Here is a 19,186-nt window from a genome sequence, read left to right as displayed (position 1 = left end):
CAATAGGGAAATCCCTTGCAAGCATCGACGAACTCTTGTCTGTCGATCAGTGTCCGACAAGACTCCGGGGGTTGGTGACGATCTCGACACCCCGATGAGGCTTCTATGCACTTAAGCGGCTCCCGCCGGCACGCAACGCTGCACCGGCGTGCGGCAGCCTCGGCGTCGGCACTCACGGTCGCCGTTGCGGCGCTCCTTCCGGGCAATGCCCACGCCGAACCCCGACCCGCTCCGAACACCGGCAGCGCCCAGTCCACGAACCGCATCGATGCGCTCGGCGACAACGTCGACTTCTTCGACTCCCGCGAGAGCGCGGGGGCCGGCAAGGCCCTCGCCGCCCGCTCGGCGCGGCTGTCCGCCAGCCCGTCGTCCGGCGTGCGGGCACTGCGCAAGGCGCTCGGCACGCAAGGCATCCTCGACATCGACCCGTTGACCAAGACTCCGCGTACGGTGGCCCGGCTCGACGGCTTCCTCACCGGCCCGAGCGGGATGTCCGCCCGTACCATCGCACTGCGCTACGTCAGCTTCCACCGCGACGCCTTCGGCCTGTCCGCGGCCGACATCGCGGGCCTGAAGCTGCGCAAGGACTATGTGGACATCGCCGGAACGCACCACCTCAGCTTCGTGCAGTCGGTGCGCGGCGTGCCGGTGTTCGGCAACGGCCTGAAGGCCAACGTCGCCAAGGACGGTCGCCTGATCAACGTGCTCGGCTCGCCGGTGCCCGGCGTGGTCGACGCCGGGCTCGGCACCGCGAAGATCACCGCCGAGGCGGCCCGGCTGCGGGCCGCCTCCGACGTCAAGGTGGCGCCGCGGGCGGCCACCGCGTCGAAGCCGGTCGGCGCGGCGCAGGCCACCACGTTCAGCACCGGCGACCGCGCGCAGCTGGTCGTCTTCCAGAGCCTCGTCGGGCCGCGCCTGGCGTGGCAGACGCTCAGCTACCCCGACGCCAAGCGGCTGTTCCTGCACGTCGTCGACGCGGCCAACGGCCGGGTGCTGTACCGGCAGAGCCTCACCGACTCCGACAACGGCCTGGCCTGGGACAACCGGCCGAACGCGCCGAAGGGTGGCCAGCAGCAGCTGCGCGACCTGACCAAGCCGGGCTGGCTCCCGAAGAACTCGCCGTGGCTGGCGGGCAACGTCGCGCACGTCTACACCGACGCCAACGACGACAACACGGCGCAGAAGAGCGAGGAGATCCTCCCGGTCAAGCCGGGCTCGTTCGCGTACGGGTTCACGCCGTTCCAGGCGCCGACGGGGCTGTGCTCCACCACGTACCCGTGCTCATGGGACCCGGCGGTGCGGAACTCCTGGCAGAAGAACCGCGCCCAGGACGCCGTGCAGCTGTTCTACTTCCTCGGCAAGTTCCACGACCACCTGGCGGCCAACCCGATCGGCTTCACCCGGGCGGCCGGCAACTTCGAGGCCGTGGACGACGACGCCGTGCAGGGTGAGTCGCTCGACGGTGCGAACACCGCGAACGGCCTGCCCGACCCGCAGCACGTCGACAACGCCAACATGTCGACCCCGCCGGACGGCACCCCGCCGCGGATGCAGATGTACCTGTTCCACACGCCGGGTGACGAGACCGACCCGTTCGTCGCGACGAGCAGCGCCAACGAGGCCGACGTGGTGTACCACGAGTACACGCACGGCCTGTCGAACCGGCTCGTCGTCGACGCGAACGGCGTCTCCACGCTGGGTAACGTGCAGGCCGGCTCGATGGGCGAGGCCTGGAGCGACTTCTACGCGTTCGACTTCCTGGTGGCGCAGGGCTTCTACACCGACACCCCGGCGCCCGGCAACCTGCGCGTCGGCGAGTACGTCGGCCGCAACCAGGACCTGATCCGCACGATGCCGATCGACTGCCCCGTCGGCAGCGCCGCCAAGGCGTGCGCTGGCACCCCGTTCTCCGGTCCGGGTGGCTATACCTACGGCGACTTCGGGCACGTCATCGGGTTCCCCGAGGTGCACGCCGACGGCGAGATCTGGGCGCAGACCCTGTGGGACCTGCGTAAGGCGCTCGGCAGCAAGACCACCGAGAGCCTGGTGACCCGGGCGATGGAGCTGTCCCCGGCGAACCCGTCGTTCCTCGACGAGCGCAACGCGATCCTGCAGGCCGACCGGGTGGTCGACAACGGCCGGAACGCCGCGAAGATCTGGAAGACGTTCGCGGCCCGCGGCATGGGATTCTTCGCCGGCGTGCTCAACGGCGACGACGCCGAGCCGGTCGAGGACTTCTCGCTGCCGCCCGCGGCGAACACTCCACGAGGTGCGGTGACCGGCACGGTGACCGACAACTTCGGCAAGCCCGCGGCCGGCGTGCCGGTCACCTTCGGCGGCCACGCGTCCGGCTTCCCCGGCGACTACGCCGCGGTCAGCGACGCGGCCGGCAAGTACACGATCACCGGCATCCTGCCGGGCACGTACCCGAAGGTCTCCGCCGGCGGCGCCGGCTACGACCGGGTCGTGCGTACGCTCTCGGTGCCGTCGCGCAGCATCACGGTGAACTGGTCGGTACGCCGGGACTGGGCGGCTCTGGGCGGCGGCGCCAAGGTCGTGTCCGCCGACGGTACGGACTACAGCCAGTACGGCTGCGGCCCGGCGGCGGCGTTCGACCAGTCGCTCGGCTCCAGCTGGGTGGTGGACACCACGCTCGAGGGCGGTGCCGCGGTGCCGCAGGGTGTGGTCGTGCAGCTACCGGCCGGCGTCAACGTCTCCGAGATCGACATCGACCCGGGCGCGCCGTGCATCGGTGACCCGACGTCGGGCACGAAGGGTTACCGGGTCGAGACGTCGGCCGACGGCAAGGCGTGGACCGTGGCGGCGACCGGCTCCTTCGCCGTCGCGGACCAGGGCCGGCTCAACCCCGTGTCGCTGACCGGCGGCACCGCCGCGGTCGCCTTCGTGCGGGTGACGATCCTGTCCCCGCAGGTCGACGGCGACCTGGCGACCGCGTGCGCGAGCGCTGACCTTCCGGCCGGCTGCGTGTACACGTCGTTGGCCGAGGTCGGGGTGTACGGCACCACCTCGTAGCACCGGCTACTGTGGCGGGGCCCCGTTCGCGGGGCCCCGCGCTGCAGAGGCCCACGGTCAAGAACATCGTCAACCCGCCGCTCGACGGAAATGTCGTACCCGGCGGTCATCATCGCTCTATGACCCAACCCGCCGCAGCCGCGCCTCGTCCCCCGCTGGAGCTCACGCTGGCCGAGGCGCGTACCCGTTTCGTGCAGCTGGTCAGGCTCGCCGGCCTCACCCGGCAAGCCACCGTGGTGACCGACGCCGGCCGCCCGGCGGCCGCCATTGTGCCGATTGACGTGCTGCGGCAGAGCGGCCGCCGGCAAACGGTCGACGGGTGGCTGAGGCGCATCGAAAAGGTGCGGGAGGACCTGCGAGCCGAACACGCGGCACTGCAGCACGCGCTCGGCGAGGCGTGGGCCAGGCTCGATGAGGTACGCCCACCCGGTGCGGACCCGGATGTCGACGCCCTGCGAGCGTCCCACGCCGACCTGCGGCGCCCGCCGTAGGATCGCGTAGCCTCCCGACGATGGACGAACGAACTCGGGCTCAGCTCCGCCTGATCCATCGGGTGGTGGACACGCTCTCGGCCGCCGCGATACCCCTCTGGCTCTTCGGCGGCTGGGGCCTCGACGCGCGGATCGGCCGCGTCACACGCGACCACGGCGATGTCGAGTTCTGGGTTTCGCGGGCCGACGACGAACGCTCGAAGGCTGCCCTGGTGGCCGCCGGCGCCACCGCGCTGGCCACCCAGCCGCCGGAAGAGGCGTGCGAGTTCGTCTGGGACGGCGTCGACTTCAGCACTGCCTATTTCGACCGCCGAGCGGACGGGAGCTTCATTCAGGTGCAAGGCCGGTTCGCGGACTGGGTCTTTCCGGCCGATTCGTTCGGTACGGATCCCGGCGTGCTCGACGGCGTTGCGGTGCCGGCCATGAGCGTCGCCGGGATGCTGGCGATGAAGGAACAGTTTCCGACGCTGCGCAACGGCAAGCCGTGGCGGGACAAGGACGTTGCCGACATCGCCGTGCTTCGCCGGCTTCTCGCCTGAGCTCAGCCGGCCGGCGGCGGGTCGGGCGCACGCCGGGCGCCGGCTCGTTTGGCCACCGCGGCGGCCCGGTCCTCCTGGGCGCTGCGGCGATGCTCGACCGCCCGCTGCGCGTACTTCTCGCGGTCCGCGCCCTCGTGCTTCGCGAACTCCTCGTTCACCGCCGCGGCGCGGTCATGGGCATGAGCCGCGGCCTCGTTGGCCTCGGCCGCGAACTCGGCCGCCTCGTCGGCCGCCAGCTTGGCCCGCTCCAAGTTGTCGTGGGCGAGCCGGACCTGGCCCACGCCCGAGCCGCGCGCCTCGGCGATGTAGCGGTCGAGCTCGCGACGCCGATCCGCCAGCTCGTCGATGCGCTCCTGCAGCTCGTGCACCCGGTGGTGGGCGTGCTCGTCGCGACGCGCACGGCCGGCAGATTCGTCGTCCCCCACGCGACAAAGCGTAGTTAACGCCAACGTCGAGGAAAAGCGACCGGACGGCTCAGGAGAGCGCCCGCCGGAGCAGCTCGATGTCCGGCACGTCCTTGGCCCGCCCGGCGGCCTCCTTCCAGCGCAGCACCTCGGCCAGCGTCACGAAGCGGATGCCGTCGATGACGTCGGCGCCGTCGATCAGGGAGTCGGTGTCCCAGGACGGGGACGTCCAGGCGTTGAAGATCTGGATGCGGCCGCCCTCGAGCTCGACCATCTCCCCGTACCCGGATGCCGGGACCACGGGCGTGCCGAGCGCGAGCGCCCTCTCCCACGCCGGTCCCCGGGCGAGCACGTCGAGGTCTCCGGCGCTCGCCTTGATGCCGTGCGCGACCAGCGGGCCACTGCCGAAGACCGCGCAGTGCTCCGCCGGCAGCCGTAGCCGCCTCAGGCGCTGGAACAACGGGTTCGGCGGCAAGCGCACACCTTCAAACGGGTCGATGACTGATCACCATACGTCATCCATCGAGCACCGTAAGGATATGCGCCCAATGCCGGAATCGGCGTGAGCCGCCACAAACCAGGTCTTTCCTCCGCGGCCGTCGGGTGAAGACTGGCATTCGTGGGCGCCGCCGCCCCGGCCCGACGGGGGGTGCGCGCGCCATCAGTCCCCACGTCTGGACGGAGGCAACGATGCCAGGAAACCGAGCAGTGGTGTATGAGGGACCCGGACGCGTCGAGGTCCACGACATCGACTACCCGACGTACGAACTGAAGGACGGGCCGGGCGTCAATAAGGCCAACATCGGCCGCAAGGTCCGGCACGGGGCGATCCTCAAGACGGTCGCCACCAACATCTGCGGCAGCGACCAGCACATGGTACGCGGACGTACCACCGCACCCCAGGGCCTGGTGCTCGGCCACGAGATCACCGGCGAGGTGGTCGAGGTCGGGCCGGACGTCGAGTTCGTCAAGGTCGGCGACGTGTGCTCGGTGCCGTTCAACATCGCCTGCGGGCGGTGCCGCAACTGCAAGGAGGGCAAGACCGGAGTCTGCCTGAACGTGAACCCGGATCGTCCCGGTTCGGCGTACGGATATGTCGACATGGGCGGCTGGGTCGGTGGTCAGGCCGAGTACGTGCTGGTCCCGTACGCGGACTGGAACCTGCTCCGCTTCCCGGACCGCGACCAGGCGATGGAGAAGATCCTCGACCTGGCCATGCTCACCGACATCTTCCCGACGGGATACCACGGCTGCGTGAGCGCGGGCGTCACGACCGGATCGACGGTGTACGTGGCGGGGGCCGGCCCGGTCGGGTTGGCGGCGGCCACTTCGGCGTACCTCCTGGGCGCCGCGGTGGTGATCGTGGGTGACCTGAACGAGGAGCGGTTGGCGCAGGCCCGCAGCTTCGGTTGTGAGACCGTGAACGTCGCTCAGGGTGACCCGCTCGAGCAGGTCCAGCAGATTCTCGGGCCGGACACCCCGGCGATCGGTGAGCCGCTGGTCGACGCGGCGGTGGACGCGGTCGGTTTCGAGGCGCGCGGGCACGGCCAGAACGCGGAGACCGAAATGCCGGCCACGGTGCTCAACTCGCTGATGACGATGACTCGCGCCGGTGGGGCGATCGGCATTCCCGGCCTGTACGTCACCGGGGACCCCGGCGGCGTCGACGAGGCGGCCAAGGTCGGGTCGTTGTCGCTGCGGCTGGGCCTGGGCTGGGCCAAGTCCCACTCGTTCGTGACCGGACAGTGCCCGGTGATGAAGTACAACCGGAACCTGATGATGGCGATCCTGCACGACCGGGTGCAGATCGCGAAAAACGTCAACGCCACGCCCATCCCGCTGGACCAGGCTCCGCAGGGTTACCAGGAGTTCGACCAGGGCGCGGCCCGGAAGTACGTGCTCGACCCGCACGGCGTGATCCGCCGCTGATCGATGCCCGGACCGGCCCGTGGAAGGCGCGGGCCGGTCCATCGGCGGGGTGAGGGATCCGTGGGTGGCGGTTCCCGTCGACGTGGTGGGGAACTACGCTTACCGGCGTGGGCGACGACGCCGCCGATCGGCATGGCCGCCGCGGATCGCGCGCCCGCGATCGCGCGAAGGAGATCCAGGAGCGGCGCGACGAGCTGGCCTGGCGGCGAAAGCGGGCCCCGGCCGACCTGGCGCAGCTGAAGGACTCGGGCGCCGAACAGGTGCGACGGGCGCGGGAAAACCTGGAGCGTGCCCGGCAGGCCGCCGACGAGGCGGTCGAGCTCGCGGCCGAGGCCAACGAAGCGGCCGCCGCCGCCCACGAGCGCGCGGCCGCATTGAACGAAACGCTGGCACTGCTCGGCGACGCCGACAGCGCGGATCACGCTCGCCGTGCGGCCGAGCACCGCCACTCGGCCCGCGAGGACCGCGACGCCGCGGAGACAAAGCGGGCAAGCCGCCGCCCGCCGGCCGACGGCTCGCACCCGCCGACCGACGAGTCCTAGGCCACCGGAGTGCACAGGGTGGCCGCGGCGGGCCGGAAGACCCTCCCCGCCCAGGTCAGCGGCGCGGTTTCGTCGGCTTCACCGTGGGCAGGGTCGGCAGGCCGGGCTGCTGTGGCTCGGTCGGCTGCTGCGCGCTCTTGCCGTTGCTCTTCTCGATCACGACCACGCCGCCCTTGATGGTGCGGCCGCTCGGGTTGGTGTCGGCCGCCGTGCCGGCCGGGCAGGACGAGTCGACCTCGCCGCCGACCGAGGCGTCGAAGCCGGCGCCCTCCAGGCGGTCGAGGGCGCTGGAGATCGGGTCGCAGGTCACGTCGGGGATGGAGCGCTGGTCACCGTACGCGATCTTCTCGTTGCCGGGGGTCTTGAACTGGACCTTGGGCTTGCCCTCCATGAAGTCGCCCAGGGTTTCCCAGACCGCCGGGTTCACGATCTGGTGCGACATGCGGTCGGAGTGGTCCTGGTAGTCGGGGTTGACCAGGTAACCGGCCACCACCAGGGTCGTCGTGCCGGCGATCAGGGCCGCGGTCTTGTCGTGGTCGGTGGTGCCGGTCTTGCCGAAGACCGGGTGGCCGACCTGGCCGTGGGTCTGCCCGGCCGTCGTGCCGTGGCACTGGCCGAGCTGGGCCGAGTCGCCGACCGGGCAGCGGGCCGCGTCGAGCGCCGCGCGGGCCACGTCCTTGCTGGTGGCGCGGATGCAGTGGGACTTGCCCACATCGAGCTTCTCGCCGGTCTGCGAGGTGATCTGCTCGATCGGCGTCGGCTCGCAGTACATGCCGTCGCCGGCCAGCGTCGCGTACGCGTTCGCCATGTCCAGCGGCGTCGAGGCCGAGACGCCGAGGGTGAAGGCGCCCCACTGCTCGGCCGAGCCGGGCGCGGCCAGGTCGGCGTCGTCCTTGACCCGGAACTGCACGCCGAACCGCTTGGCCACGGCCACCACGTTCTCGGCGCCGACCCGCTCCTCGAGCGGCACGAAGTACGTGTTCACCGAGTTACCGAAGCCGGTCCACATGTTGTAGACGCCGGCCTCGCCCTCGCCCGCGTTGCCCGGGCACCAGAAGTGCGTGCCCTTGCAGGCCGACGGGCTGCCCGGCTCGATGATGTAGCCCGACCGGTACTGCTTCGGTGCGTTGATCGTGTAGCCGAGCGGATAGCCCTTCTCCAGGGCCGCCACCATGGTGAACATCTTGAACACCGAGCCGGCCTGGTAGCCGGTGATGTCGCCGCCGCCGCTGAGCAGCGGGTTCGTCGTGTTCGGGTAGGTGCCCCGGATGCCCTGCTTGGCCTTGCGCGGGTCGGACGAGATCTTGTTCTGCGGGTGCGCCGGGTCGTCGAGCTTGTACTTCCGGTTGGCGGCCAGCACGCGGACCTTGCCGTCACCGGGCTCGACCGCGGCGATCAGCAGCGCGTTCTTGTTGGTGTCCTTGATCTTCTCCGAGATGTTGTCACGGGCCGCGGTCTGAGCCTTGATGTCCAGCGTCGTCGTGATCCGGTATCCGCCGCTCTTCAGGCGACGCTCCCGGTCGTACGCGGTCTCGCCGAACTCCTCCCGGCCCATCCACCAGCGGTAGAAGTAGTCGCAGAAGAAGCCCCACGCGTTCTTGGCCACCGAGACGCAGCCGTTGCCGACCGGCTTGACCGTGCGCGGCAGCGGCTCCTTGACCGCCTTGTCCGCCTCGGCCTGGGTGATGGCGCCCATCTGCACCATGCCGGGGATGACGTAGTTGTTGCGGCGCTGGAGGATCTGGTCGTACCCCTCCTTGGTGGTGGGGTTGAAGCTGGTCGGGGCCTTGACCATGCCGGCCAGCATCCCGGCCTGGGCGATCGTGAGGTCCTTGGGCTTCTTGTTGAAGTACACCTGGCTGGCGGCGAAGACCCCGTACGCCTGGTTGCCGAAGGGCGCGATGTTCAGGTAGCGCTCGAGGATCTGGTCCTTGCTCAGCTCCTTCTCCACCTGGACGGCGTACTTCATCTCGGTGATCTTGCGCTTGGGTGTGTCCTTGGTCGCGTCCACGACCTCCTGCGGGTTGGTCGCCGAGTAGGCCAGCGACATGCGCACCCACTGCATGGTCAGCGTCGAGGCGCCCTGCTGGGACTTGCCGCTGTTGTTGTTGACGAACGCCCGGGCCACGCCCTTCAGGTCGACGCCGTTGTGGTGGTAGAAGTTCCGGTCCTCGGCGGCGACGATGGCGTCGCGCATGTACTTCGAGATCTCCTTCAGCGGTACGTCGCTGCGGAACTCGTCGTAGAACTGCGAGATCTGAGTCTTGTTGTCGGACGCGTAGATGCGGGTGATCTGCGGCGAGCTGAAGTCTTTGAGCTCACTGGGCAGGTTCGCGAAGGTCTCGCCGCCGGCCTTGGCGGCCAGGCCCGACATCGCGGCAGCCGGGAAGGCGGCGGCCGCGACGACGACGCCCGCGAGTAGGCCGCAGATCAGCAGCGACGTCGCGTTGGCGAAGATGTTGTGATCGCGTCTGCGCATCCAGGAGGTCACCTGGGCAGGGTACGCGAACGGGAGGCGTGACCGCGCGTCGAGAAGGTCACGGTTCGCCCAGATTGATTGTGCATCGAGCAGGCCCCTTCGCGCTGCCCCATCGCCAAATCGCCATGTGGCCTTTGCCCGGTACTCCCGAGCTATGGGTATTTGAGGGACAACGTTGCGTAATCGCCCAACTACAGAGCATGATGGTCCGGCGAGTTATCGCACGACGTCTGCATCGCTTGGGGGACATAAGCGCGCGGACGTCAGGGGGTGAACGCAAGGGGGGACGTGTACAGATGGGGATGATCAGCGATTGGCCCAGCATGGCGGCGTGTCAGAGTGGCGACCCTGACGCACTGTTCGTGCAGGGCGCCGAGCAGAACGTGGCGAAGAGGATTTGCCGCAGCTGCCCGGTTCGCTACGAATGCCTCGCCGATGCTCTGGACAACCGGATCGAGTTCGGGGTCTGGGGCGGAATGACCGAACGGGAGAGGCGGGCGCTGCTGCGCCGCCACCCGCACGTCGCGAGCTGGCGAAAGATGTTCGAGGCCGCGATGCGCGAGAAGAGCGCCGACAAGGTGCTCGTGCCGACCCGTTAGCTCAGGCGGCTAGCAGAGCGCCGATCGTTCGCAGCCCGTCGACGTCGTGGACGTCGGCGGGCTGCGCCGTGACCGAGGTGGCCGGCACCGACGGGAATGCGTCGGTCAGGGTGGCGGCCACCCGCACCTCACGCTCGGTCTGCCGCATCAGCGCGGCGTGGATCCGCAGGGCGTCGGCGGTCATGCTCTGCTCGGGCGGCAGCGCGTCGGCCGAGGCCTCGCTCTGCTCGGAGCTCAGGTCCGCGACCTCGGAGCCGTGCATCCGGTTGACCACCAGGCCGGCCAGCGGCATGCGCTCGGCGACCAGCCGCTCGGCGAAGTAGGCGGCCTCCCGGACGGCGTCGCGCTCGGGGGCGGCGACGAGCAGGAACGCGGTCTGCGGATCCTGCAGGATGCGGTACGTCTCGTCGGCGCGCTGGCGGAACCCGCCGAACATCGAGTCGAGCGCCGCGACGAACCCCGACAGGTCGGTCAGGAGCTGGGCGCCGAGGACCTTCTGCACCGTACGGGAAAAGAGCCCGAACGAGGCCGTGACCAGCGAGAACATGCTTTTCCCGCCGGACCGCGCCGGGGCCAGCAGGAGCCGGAGCATCCGGCCGTCGAGGAAGCGCGACAGCCGGGCCGGCGCGTCCAGGAAGTCCAGGGCCGAGCGCGACGGCGGCGTGTCGACCACGATGAGATCCCACTCGTCGGTGGCGCGCAGCTGGCCCAGCTTCTCCATCGCCATGTACTCCTGGGTGCCGGCGAAGGTCGAGCTCATGGCCTGGTAGAACGGGTTCGCGAAGATCTCGGCGGCCCGCTGCGGGGTGGTGTGCTGCTGCACCACCTCGTCGAACGTGCGCTTCATGTCGAGCATCATGGCGTGCAGCTCGCCGCCGTTCTCGCCGTCGATGCCCTTGACCTGACGCGGGGTGTTGTCGAGCTCGCTGAGGCCCATCGACTGCGCGAGCCGGCGGGCCGGGTCGATGGTGAGCACGACCGTGCGCCGGCCGTGCACCTCGGCGGCCCGCAGGCCGAGCGCGGCGGCGGTGGTCGTCTTGCCCACGCCGCCGGCGCCGCAGCACACGACGATGCGGACGGCGGGGTCGCCGAGCAGGCGGTCGACGTCGAGGCTGGGAACGGCTCGCTGCTGCAGGGGCACCATTCGAGCGTACTGATGCGTAACGAGTACGGCCTGTAGAACGCGTCACGGCTGAATCGATATCTATCTAGGAAGTTGAATTAATCGATGATCTTGTGTTCCCATGGCCCCGCTCGCAAAGAACGGGGGATGAGCAGTGTTCAGCATGCCCAGAATCGCCTTCGCCGCCCTGGTCAGCCTGTTGGCGCCGCTGGCGGTGGCGCCCACCGCGGCGCCGGCCGCCACGGCACAGGCCCGGCCCGAGGTTCACCCGGCACAGGCGCTCGACTTCGGCCCGGACGCGGCCCGCTCGGCGGACGTGGCCCTCGACGGCCACGGTGACCAGGACGGCTATCACCTGCTCGTCGGCCGGGAGAGCGCCGGCTTCGCCTGGCGGGAGGTCGCGGTGCTGCGACCGGCCGGCCGGGACGAGAGCTCGTGGACCGGCTACCAGTGCCTCTCCGGCGACGGCCGGTACGCCGCGGTCGCCATCCTGCCGATCTCCGGTGCCAACTCGGCGGCGGCCCGCGACCACGGCGGCTTCGCCTACTCCGTGGACCTGGCCAGCGGGAAGGTCCACCCGGTCGCCAAGGGCGTCGGCGTGAAGTACTTCTCGCCCGGCTGCGGCGCCGGGGACGACGCGATCTTCACCCTCTACGTCGGCGCCCAGGACGAGGACACCCGGCTGCTGCGGGCCGACCTGGCCACCGGCCGGGTGACCACCGCGGTCACCGTCGACGGGCAGGTCACCTCCTCGGTGCCGCTGCCGAAGCAGATCGTCGGCGTCCGCGGTCACCACCTGGTGTCGGTGGCCGGCGGCAAGGCCGCGAACCTCGCCGCCGTCGAGGGCACCGCGTACGACCTGCGGCCCACCGCCGACGGCGTCGCCTATCTGCAGGCCGCGGCCGGCGCGACGACCGCCACCGCCATGCACTACCGGTCCGGGCGGACCACCCGCCTCGGTGTGGGTCCGCTCGCCCGGATGCAGCTCTTCGCCGGCCGGTCCGGGCATCCGCTGCTGGCCGGCGCGACCAGCACCGACCTGGCGAGCAACACCGGGGTGCGCAAGGTCGACGACAAGCCGCTCACGTACGGCGCCACCGCCGCCTCGCTCGACGGGCACGCGCTGCAGGGCGCCCAGCCGGGCGAGACGCTGGCCACCCGGACCGGGAAGGTCGTGCGGACCGAGCAGCCGGACGGCGCGGCGGTGCGGACGACCACCGCCACCGCGGCCTACACCGCGACCGCCGCGGTCGCGGCCACCCAGACGCCGACCTGCGCGGTGCCCCGGCTGGACCCGGCCAAGCAGGCGATGCAGCCGAACGCGGCCCAGGTGAACTGGGCGATCCAGATGGCCGAGCAGGGCCTGCTGACCGGCTCGGCCTACACCCGGCCGGCCGGCTTCGCCAACATGGGCCTGGCCGCGTACGCCCCGAACAGCGACTTCCCGAAGATCGGTCTACAGCACCCGGCCGCCGACTCGTGGAACTCGGTGCCGCGTTCGGTCTACGACGCGATCGTGGCGCAGGAGTCGAACTGGTCGCAGGCCTCCTGGCACTCGGCGGCCGGCGTCGCGGGCAACCCGCTGATCGCCGACTACTACGGCGCGGCGGGCGACATCCGCTCGATCAACTACGCGGCGGCCGACTGCGGTTACGGCCTCGGCCAGGTCACCTCGGGCATGCACGTGGGCGACACCGCGTACTCGGTCAACGGGCAGACCAAGATCGCCGTGGACTACCAGGAGAACATCGCGGCCGGCCTGCAGATCCTGGAGAACACCTGGAACCAGCTCTACACCGCCGGGATCACCGCCAACGACGGCAGCCCGCGTTACCTGGAGAACTGGTACTTCGCCATCTGGGCCTACAACTCCGGCATCCAGCCGAACGCGGCCAACGGCAACACGACCGGCTGCACACCCGGCCCGACCTGCACGGGCCCCGAGGGCACGTGGGGCCTGGGCTGGTCGAACAACCCGGCGAACCCGGACTACTCGCCGAGCCGGCCGGCCTACCTCAAGAACACGTACGCCGACGCCGAGCACCCGAACAGCTGGCCCTACCAGGAGCGGGTGCTGGGCTGGATGGCGCAGCCGCTGCAGCGGTACAGCGCCGACGCCTACGCCCGGCCGACCTACCACAACGGCAAGACCTGGGTGCAGCCCGCGCCGTTCACCACGATGTGCACGGTCGCGGACAACCACTGCGACCCGAACGGCCAGAACACCAGCAACCCCGGCGCCGGGCACTGCATGCTCGACTCGTACCGCTGCTGGTGGCACAAGGCGGTGAGCTGGCTGGACTGCCCGACCAACTGCGCGACCAGCGCGTACGAGGTGGGCAGCGGCTCGTCCGAGCCGGCCAACCCGAGCCGGAACCCGCCCACGTGCAGCCTGGACACCAGCAAGGTCGCGGCCAACGCGATCATCGTCGACGACGAGCCCAACCGGCGGAACCTGCAGGGCTGCGGCGCGGCCAACTGGACCAGCAACGGCACGTTCACGTACGCGTACGGGAAGAACGCGGCCGGCGACCCGATCGGCGCGATCGACACCCATCAGCTCGGCTCCGGGCTCGGCGGCCGGGTGCTGTTCACGCACACCCAGAACGGCAGCGAGCCGTCCCTGATCAATACGGGCACCTGGACGCCGGTCCTGCCCAAGCTCCAGTACTACAAGATCAAGCTGCACATCCCGGCGATGGGCGCGCGGGCCACCAACGTGGTCTACACGATCAACCCGGGTGGCGGCGTGAGCCCGTGGCGGATCCGGGTCAACCAGGCCTGGAACTCCGAGCAGTGGGTCACCATCGGCACCTTCGCGATGCAGAACGGCGGCAACGTCGTCCTCACCAACAAGGGCAGCTCGATCGACAACGGCGGCTTCGCGAACTCCGACTTCGACGTGGCCTTCGATGCGGTCGCGTTCATCCCGCAGGGCGGCACCCCGGGCAAGCCGATCGGCGGCCCGCCCGGCATCAAGGACGCCCCGCGCGGAAGCAACCCGGCCTACATCGCCTGCGGCTGCGCCCGGCGCACCGCCGGTGACCCGGTCGACACCAGCACCGGCTACTTCGGGCAGGCCTTCACCGACCTGACCACGCCGGGCCGCGGCATGTCGCTGGCCATGACCCGCAGCTACGCCGAGGGCATCGCCGACCCGAACGGGCCGAACAAGACGCTCGCCGAGAACGGCGCGTTCGGCTACGGCTGGAGCTACGGATACGACCTGCGGGCGATCACCGACGCGACCACCGGGGACGTCACGGTCCGGCAGGAGGACGGTTCCTCGGTGCCGTTCACCAACACCTCCGGCACGTACGCGCCGGCCGCGCCCCGCTTCGACGCCACGCTGGTGAAGAGCGGCTCGGTCTACACGTACACCCGCCGTAACCAGGAGATCTTCACCTTCGACGCGGCCACCGGCCGGCTCACCGCCGAGACCGACGTGGCCGGCAGCAAGGCGGTGCCGGCGTACAAGACGTCGCTGACCTACGACACGGCCGGGCACCTGACCACGGTCACCGACCCGGCCGCGCGCTCGTACACGCTGACCTGGACCGGCTCGCACATCACCGCCGTCGCCGACCAGACCGGGCGCAAGGTCACCTACTCCTACAACGCGGCCGGCGACCTGACCGACGTCACCTATCCCGACGGCGGCCACGAGCAGTACGCGTACCAGTCCGGCACGCACGTGATGACCTCGATGCGGACCCCGGCCAACGCCGCCGGCCCGGCCTCGGCGGTCACCTCGATGACCTACGACAGCGCCGAGCGGGTCACCGCCCAGACCGACCCGACCGGCCGGACCACGAGCTTCACCTACGCCCCGAACGGCGGGCTGACCACCGGTCAGGTCCTGGTCACCGATCCGTCCGGGCACAAGGACCTGCAGACGTACGAGAACGGGCTGTTGATCTCGGAGACCAAGGGCTACGGCACCGCGGACGCCGGGACGGCCAGTTACACCTACGACCCGGCGACGCTCGGCGTGACCACGCAGACCGACGCCGACGGCAACATGCAGACCTACACGTACGACGACCGCGGCAACGTGACCTCGGCGTCCGACGCGCAGGGCTTCACCACCAACTACATGTACGACGACGCCAACAACCTGATCGAGAAGGTCGACGCGAACGGCGTCGCCACGGTCAACGGCTACGACCAGAACAACCAGCTCACCTCGACGACCGTCACCGAGGCCAACAACGTGGTCGAGTCGGTGACCGGCAACTTCGGGCCCGAGCCGGTGCGCACCGCGAACTTCTACTACGACGACGCCGCGCACCCGGCCGACCGCACCCGCAGTGTCGACTCCCGGGGCAAGACGACCAAGACCACCTATGACGCGTACGGCGACGTGAAGACGGTGACCGACCCGCTCGGCAACGTCACCACGTACGGCTACGACACCGGACGGTCCTGGCTCACCTCGCTCACCGATGCCAACACCAAGACCACCAGCTACCAGTACGACCTCCGGGGCCGCCGCACGAAGGTGACCGACGCGTTGAACAAGTCGGTCACCACCACCTACGACGCCGACGGGAACACGACCGGCACCACCGACGCCAACGGCAACGCCACCACGATCGAGGTGGACGCGGCCGGACGCGTCGTCAAGTCCACCCGGGCCGGCGGCATCAGCACCACGACGCACTACAACCCGGACGGCAGCATCGCCGACACGGTCGACGGCCTCGGCGCGAAGACCACGTACGGCTACGACGGGCAGGGCCGCGGGGTCAGCCGCAAGGACGCCGACAACAAGACCAACACCGTCAAGCTGGACCCGGCCGGGCGGACCGTCTCGCGGGTCGACCCGGCCGGCCGGACCACCACGATCGGCACCGACGTGCTGGGCCGGACCACCTCGGTGACCTACTCGGACGGCAAGACGCCGAAGGTCACCTACGCCTACGACCCGACCGGCCGCATGATCAGCCGTACCGACGGCACCGGCACCTCGACCTGGAAGTACGACGTCTTCGGCGACCTGGTCGCGCAGACCCAGGGTTCCGGCGCCACCGTGACGTACGGCTACGACAACGGCGGCAACCAGACGTCGATCCTCTACCCGGGCCAGACCAAGGCGGTGGCCCGGACGTTCGACGACGACGGGCGGCTCGCGACCGTCACCGACCCGGCCGGCAACAAGACCAGCTTCGGCTACACCAAGACCGGCCTGGTGCAGACCACGGCGTACCCGAACGGCGTGACCGTTACCAACGGCTACGACGACCGGGGCAGCCTCACCTCGACCGCGGCCGGCACGCTGGTCCAGCTCGCCTGGGGACGCGACAACATCGGCCAGGTCTCGTCGCGGAAGGTCGGCACGGCGGCGGCCGAGGCGGCCACCTACAACCCGCGCGAGGAGGTGTCCGCGCTCGGCAGCACCGCCTTCGCCTACGACGCGGCCGACAACCCGACCACGGTGGGCACGGCGACCCAGGCGTTCGACCCGGCCGGGCGGCTCTGCTGGTCGCAGCCGAGCGGCGCGGTCACCAACCCCACGTGCGGCACGGTTCCGTCCGGCGCCACCGCGTACACGTTCGACGACCTCGGCAACCGGCTCACCGCCGGGACGACCAAGACGTTCGCGTACGACCAGGCGTCCCGGCTGACGTCGTACACCGGCCCGGGTGGAAGCGGCACCTACAAGTACGACGGTGACGGCCTGCGCACGAGCAAGACGGTCGGCGGAGTCACCACCACGTTCGTCTGGGACGGCAACGCGACGCCGAACCTGCTCAGCGACGGCTCGACCATCTACCTGTACGGGCCGGACGGCACGCCGATCGAGCAGGTCGGCGCGGCCGGGACGGCGTTCTACGTGCACGACCAGGTCGGCTCGACGATGGCGCTGCTGACCTCGACCGGCACGGTGGGCGCGACGTTCGCGTACACCGCGTACGGGACGGCGACGCGCAGCGGAACGCTGGACACTCCGTTGCGCTACACCGGCCAGTACACCGACGCCGAGTCCGGCCTGGTCTACCTGCGGGCCCGCTACTACGACCCGGCGACGACCGAGTTCCTCACGGTCGACCCGCTGGTGGACACCACCCGCCAGCCGTACCTGTACTCCGGCGACAACCCGCTGAACTACACCGACCCGACCGGCCGGTCGTTCTGGGGCACGCTCGGCACCGGCCTCATGATCGTCGGCGCCGCGGTCGCGGTCGGCGGATGCATCGTCCTGGAACCGTGCGGCGCGGCGGCCCTGGTCGTCGGCGGCGGCGTGGTCATCACCGACGCGGTCGCGCTCGGCGGCATCGCGCTGCTCGGCGCCGCCGGCGGCTGGGCCATCGGCAACAGCGCCATGCACTCGTCGGCCGCGTCCGGCGGCTGGGACCCGTCCTGGGAGGATATGGACTGGGACTCCGGCGACGAGGACGACGACGGGTACCGCACGTCGCACAGCCGGGAGGCTCAGCAGCAGCAGGCGGACGCCGCCTGGGCCGAGATCAAGCGGCGGGCCCGCATGGTCGGCAAGGATCTGACCGAGGCCGACAAGCGCAGGTGGCACGACGCCATCACCAAGAAGGGTGGCGACTACAACGACATCCTCAAAGAGGGTCTCAAGCTGTTCTGTGAGGACTAATTGAGTACCAGGTACGGCGCCGGTGATCTGGACTCCGCCGTCCGCGCTCTCGAGGGAGCGCGGCTGGCGGAGCTCCGCCGGACGCTCAACATCGTCGTGCTCGGTTCGATGCGCGGCGAGGAGGACGTACGCCTGCACGTCGTGTGCCCGTTCCGGGTCCGGGCCGGCGACCGGATCCTCGTCGCCTCGGCCGACATGCGTTATCCCCTCGACCGCAAGGACGAGGACTCGTTCGACAAGTACCGGACGCGGTACGACCGGTCCGCTCGGATGCTCACTTCCCGGTTCGCCGAGCACGAGTTCCGGATCGTCCGGGCCGAGCTGGGGCGCGGCGGGGCGATCACCCTCGAGTCCGACCTCGACCTCACGATCGAGGTGTTTCCCGATGTCGCGGGGCCGATCGAGTGCTGGCGGCTGTTCACCACGAGCTCGGACGAGCACTACGTCTACAACCCCCGGCCGACCGAGGACGAGGACTAGTCCTTGGTCAGCAGCGCGGCCAGCTCGTCGAGGCCGGCCCGGTCCACGCCACCGGGCAGCAGCGGCAGCTCGACGACCGGCCGGCCCGCCTCGGCGAGCTCGCCGCGCAGCGACTCCTCCAGCTCCCGCCGGGTCAGGTAGGCCTTCGCCTCGGCGGCCAGACCGTTCACCGTGCCCGCGTCGGCCGGCAGCCCGGCCTCGGTGAGACCGCGCTTGAGCTCGGCCTTGGTCACCTTGCCCCCGGTCAGCAGGGCCGGGCGGGCGCCGTTCACGATGATCCGGCCGGGCGCGATGTTCAGGGCCTCGAGCTCGGCGATCGCGTCCAGCGTCTCCTGGACGGGCATCTCCTCGAGCAACGTGACCACGTGCACCGCGGTGATCGGCGAGCGCAGCAGCGAAGCGACCCCCTCGCTCTGCGTCTTGATCGGGCCGACCTTGGTGAGCCGCGCGGTCTCGGCGGTCACGTTCAGGAAGCGGCCGATCCGGCCGGTCGGCGGAGCGTCGAGCACCACGGCGTCGTACGCCCGCCGGCCGTCGTGCGACCGGGTGGTGGCCTCCTTGACCTTGCCGGTGAGAAGTACGTCACGCAGACCGGGCGCGATCGTCGTGGCGAAGTCGATGGCGCCCACCTTGCGCAGCGCCCGGCCGGCCGCACCCAGGTGGTAGAACATGTCGAGGTACTCCAGGAGCGCCTCCTCCGGGTCGACCGCGAGCGCGCGCACCTCGCCGCCGCCGGCCACGGAAGCGATCGGCAGCTCCTTGTACGGCAGCGGCTCGACCTCGAAGAGCTGCGCTATCCCTTGCCGGCCCTCGACCTCGACCAGCAGCGTGCGCCGGCCGTCGGCGGCCAGGCCCAGCGCGAGCGCGGCGGCCACCGTGGTCTTCCCGGTGCCGCCCTTGCCGGTCACGACGTGCAGCCGCGCCGGCCATCTGCTGTTGACGTGCTCGCCCATGACTCCA

The 19,186-nt window shown here is 70.4% G+C and carries 13 protein-coding genes; 8 read left to right on the top strand and 5 right to left on the bottom strand.

The features are described 5' to 3' along the window. Nucleotides 1-105 precede the first annotated feature (105 nt). From ACQP2F_RS44795 to ACQP2F_RS44785, 3 genes are all read left to right on the top strand, one after another. Nucleotides 106-3,033, top strand: coding sequence for a M36 family metallopeptidase (locus ACQP2F_RS44795; RefSeq protein WP_433298915.1), 2,928 nt, complete (start codon nt 106-108; stop codon nt 3,031-3,033). A 119-nt stretch (nt 3,034-3,152) separates the two neighbouring features. Further along, complete coding sequence (locus tag ACQP2F_RS44790; protein ID WP_433298913.1) at nt 3,153-3,524, top strand: hypothetical protein; 372 nt, start codon at nt 3,153-3,155, stop codon at nt 3,522-3,524. 62 nt (nt 3,525-3,586) lie between these two features. Beyond that, a complete protein-coding gene (locus ACQP2F_RS44785; RefSeq protein WP_433298911.1) occupies nt 3,587-4,063 on the top strand; it encodes a nucleotidyltransferase domain-containing protein in 477 nt (158 codons plus the stop codon). A gap of 2 nt (nt 4,064-4,065) precedes the next feature. On the opposite strand, the gene ACQP2F_RS44780 is transcribed toward ACQP2F_RS44785, so the two are convergent. Continuing rightward, nucleotides 4,066-4,488 (bottom strand): hypothetical protein, encoded by a 423-nt coding sequence (locus ACQP2F_RS44780; RefSeq protein WP_433298909.1) that lies wholly within the window; start codon nt 4,486-4,488, stop codon nt 4,066-4,068. A gap of 49 nt (nt 4,489-4,537) precedes the next feature. After that, nucleotides 4,538-4,942 (bottom strand): hypothetical protein, encoded by a 405-nt coding sequence (locus ACQP2F_RS44775; RefSeq protein ID WP_433298907.1) that lies wholly within the window; start codon nt 4,940-4,942, stop codon nt 4,538-4,540. Nucleotides 4,943-5,178: 236 nt separating this feature from the next. Here ACQP2F_RS44775 and fdhA point away from each other — a divergent pair, with 236 nt between their 5' ends. Both fdhA and ACQP2F_RS44765 read left to right on the top strand, forming a co-directional pair. After that, on the top strand, nt 5,179-6,396 hold the full coding sequence (gene fdhA, locus ACQP2F_RS44770) for a formaldehyde dehydrogenase, glutathione-independent (protein WP_433298905.1): 1,218 nt from the start codon (nt 5,179-5,181) through the stop codon (nt 6,394-6,396). Between the two features lie 107 nt (nt 6,397-6,503). Then, nucleotides 6,504-6,938: a hypothetical protein gene (locus ACQP2F_RS44765; protein ID WP_433298903.1), complete on the top strand. Its 435-nt coding sequence runs from the start codon at nt 6,504-6,506 to the stop codon at nt 6,936-6,938. A 55-nt stretch (nt 6,939-6,993) separates the two neighbouring features. On the opposite strand, the gene ACQP2F_RS44760 is transcribed toward ACQP2F_RS44765, so the two are convergent. Then, nucleotides 6,994-9,417 carry a transglycosylase domain-containing protein gene (locus ACQP2F_RS44760; RefSeq protein WP_433307899.1) on the bottom strand — a complete coding sequence of 808 codons (2,424 nt, stop codon included), beginning with the start codon at nt 9,415-9,417 and terminating at the stop codon, nt 6,994-6,996. 296 nt (nt 9,418-9,713) lie between these two features. Between ACQP2F_RS44760 and ACQP2F_RS44755 the strand changes: the two genes are divergently transcribed. Continuing rightward, nucleotides 9,714-10,016, top strand: a complete 303-nt coding sequence (locus ACQP2F_RS44755; protein WP_433298901.1) for a WhiB family transcriptional regulator — start codon at nt 9,714-9,716, stop codon at nt 10,014-10,016. A gap of 1 nt (nt 10,017) precedes the next feature. On the opposite strand, the gene ACQP2F_RS44750 is transcribed toward ACQP2F_RS44755, so the two are convergent. Beyond that, nucleotides 10,018-11,160 carry an ArsA family ATPase gene (locus ACQP2F_RS44750; protein WP_433298899.1) on the bottom strand — a complete coding sequence of 381 codons (1,143 nt, stop codon included), beginning with the start codon at nt 11,158-11,160 and terminating at the stop codon, nt 10,018-10,020. Between the two features lie 142 nt (nt 11,161-11,302). On the opposite strand from ACQP2F_RS44750, the gene ACQP2F_RS44745 reads away from it, so the two are divergent. After that, nucleotides 11,303-17,746, top strand: coding sequence for an RHS repeat-associated core domain-containing protein (locus ACQP2F_RS44745; RefSeq protein WP_433298897.1), 6,444 nt, complete (start codon nt 11,303-11,305; stop codon nt 17,744-17,746). Continuing rightward, nucleotides 17,747-18,226, top strand: coding sequence for a hypothetical protein (locus ACQP2F_RS44740; protein ID WP_433298895.1), 480 nt, complete (start codon nt 17,747-17,749; stop codon nt 18,224-18,226). Here the strand turns inward: ACQP2F_RS44740 and ACQP2F_RS44735 are convergent. Continuing rightward, nucleotides 18,223-19,179: an ArsA-related P-loop ATPase gene (locus tag ACQP2F_RS44735; RefSeq protein ID WP_433298893.1), complete on the bottom strand. Its 957-nt coding sequence runs from the start codon at nt 19,177-19,179 to the stop codon at nt 18,223-18,225. The genes ACQP2F_RS44740 and ACQP2F_RS44735 overlap by 4 nt on opposite strands. Between the last annotated feature and the right edge of the window lie 7 nt (nt 19,180-19,186).

Origin of the sequence: Actinoplanes sp. CA-030573 (assembly GCF_050951115.1) — a bacterium.
Lineage (GTDB): Bacteria > Actinomycetota > Actinomycetes > Mycobacteriales > Micromonosporaceae > Actinoplanes.
Note: the sequence above shows the minus strand (reverse complement) of the source record. Positions and strands in the feature narration are given on the sequence as shown.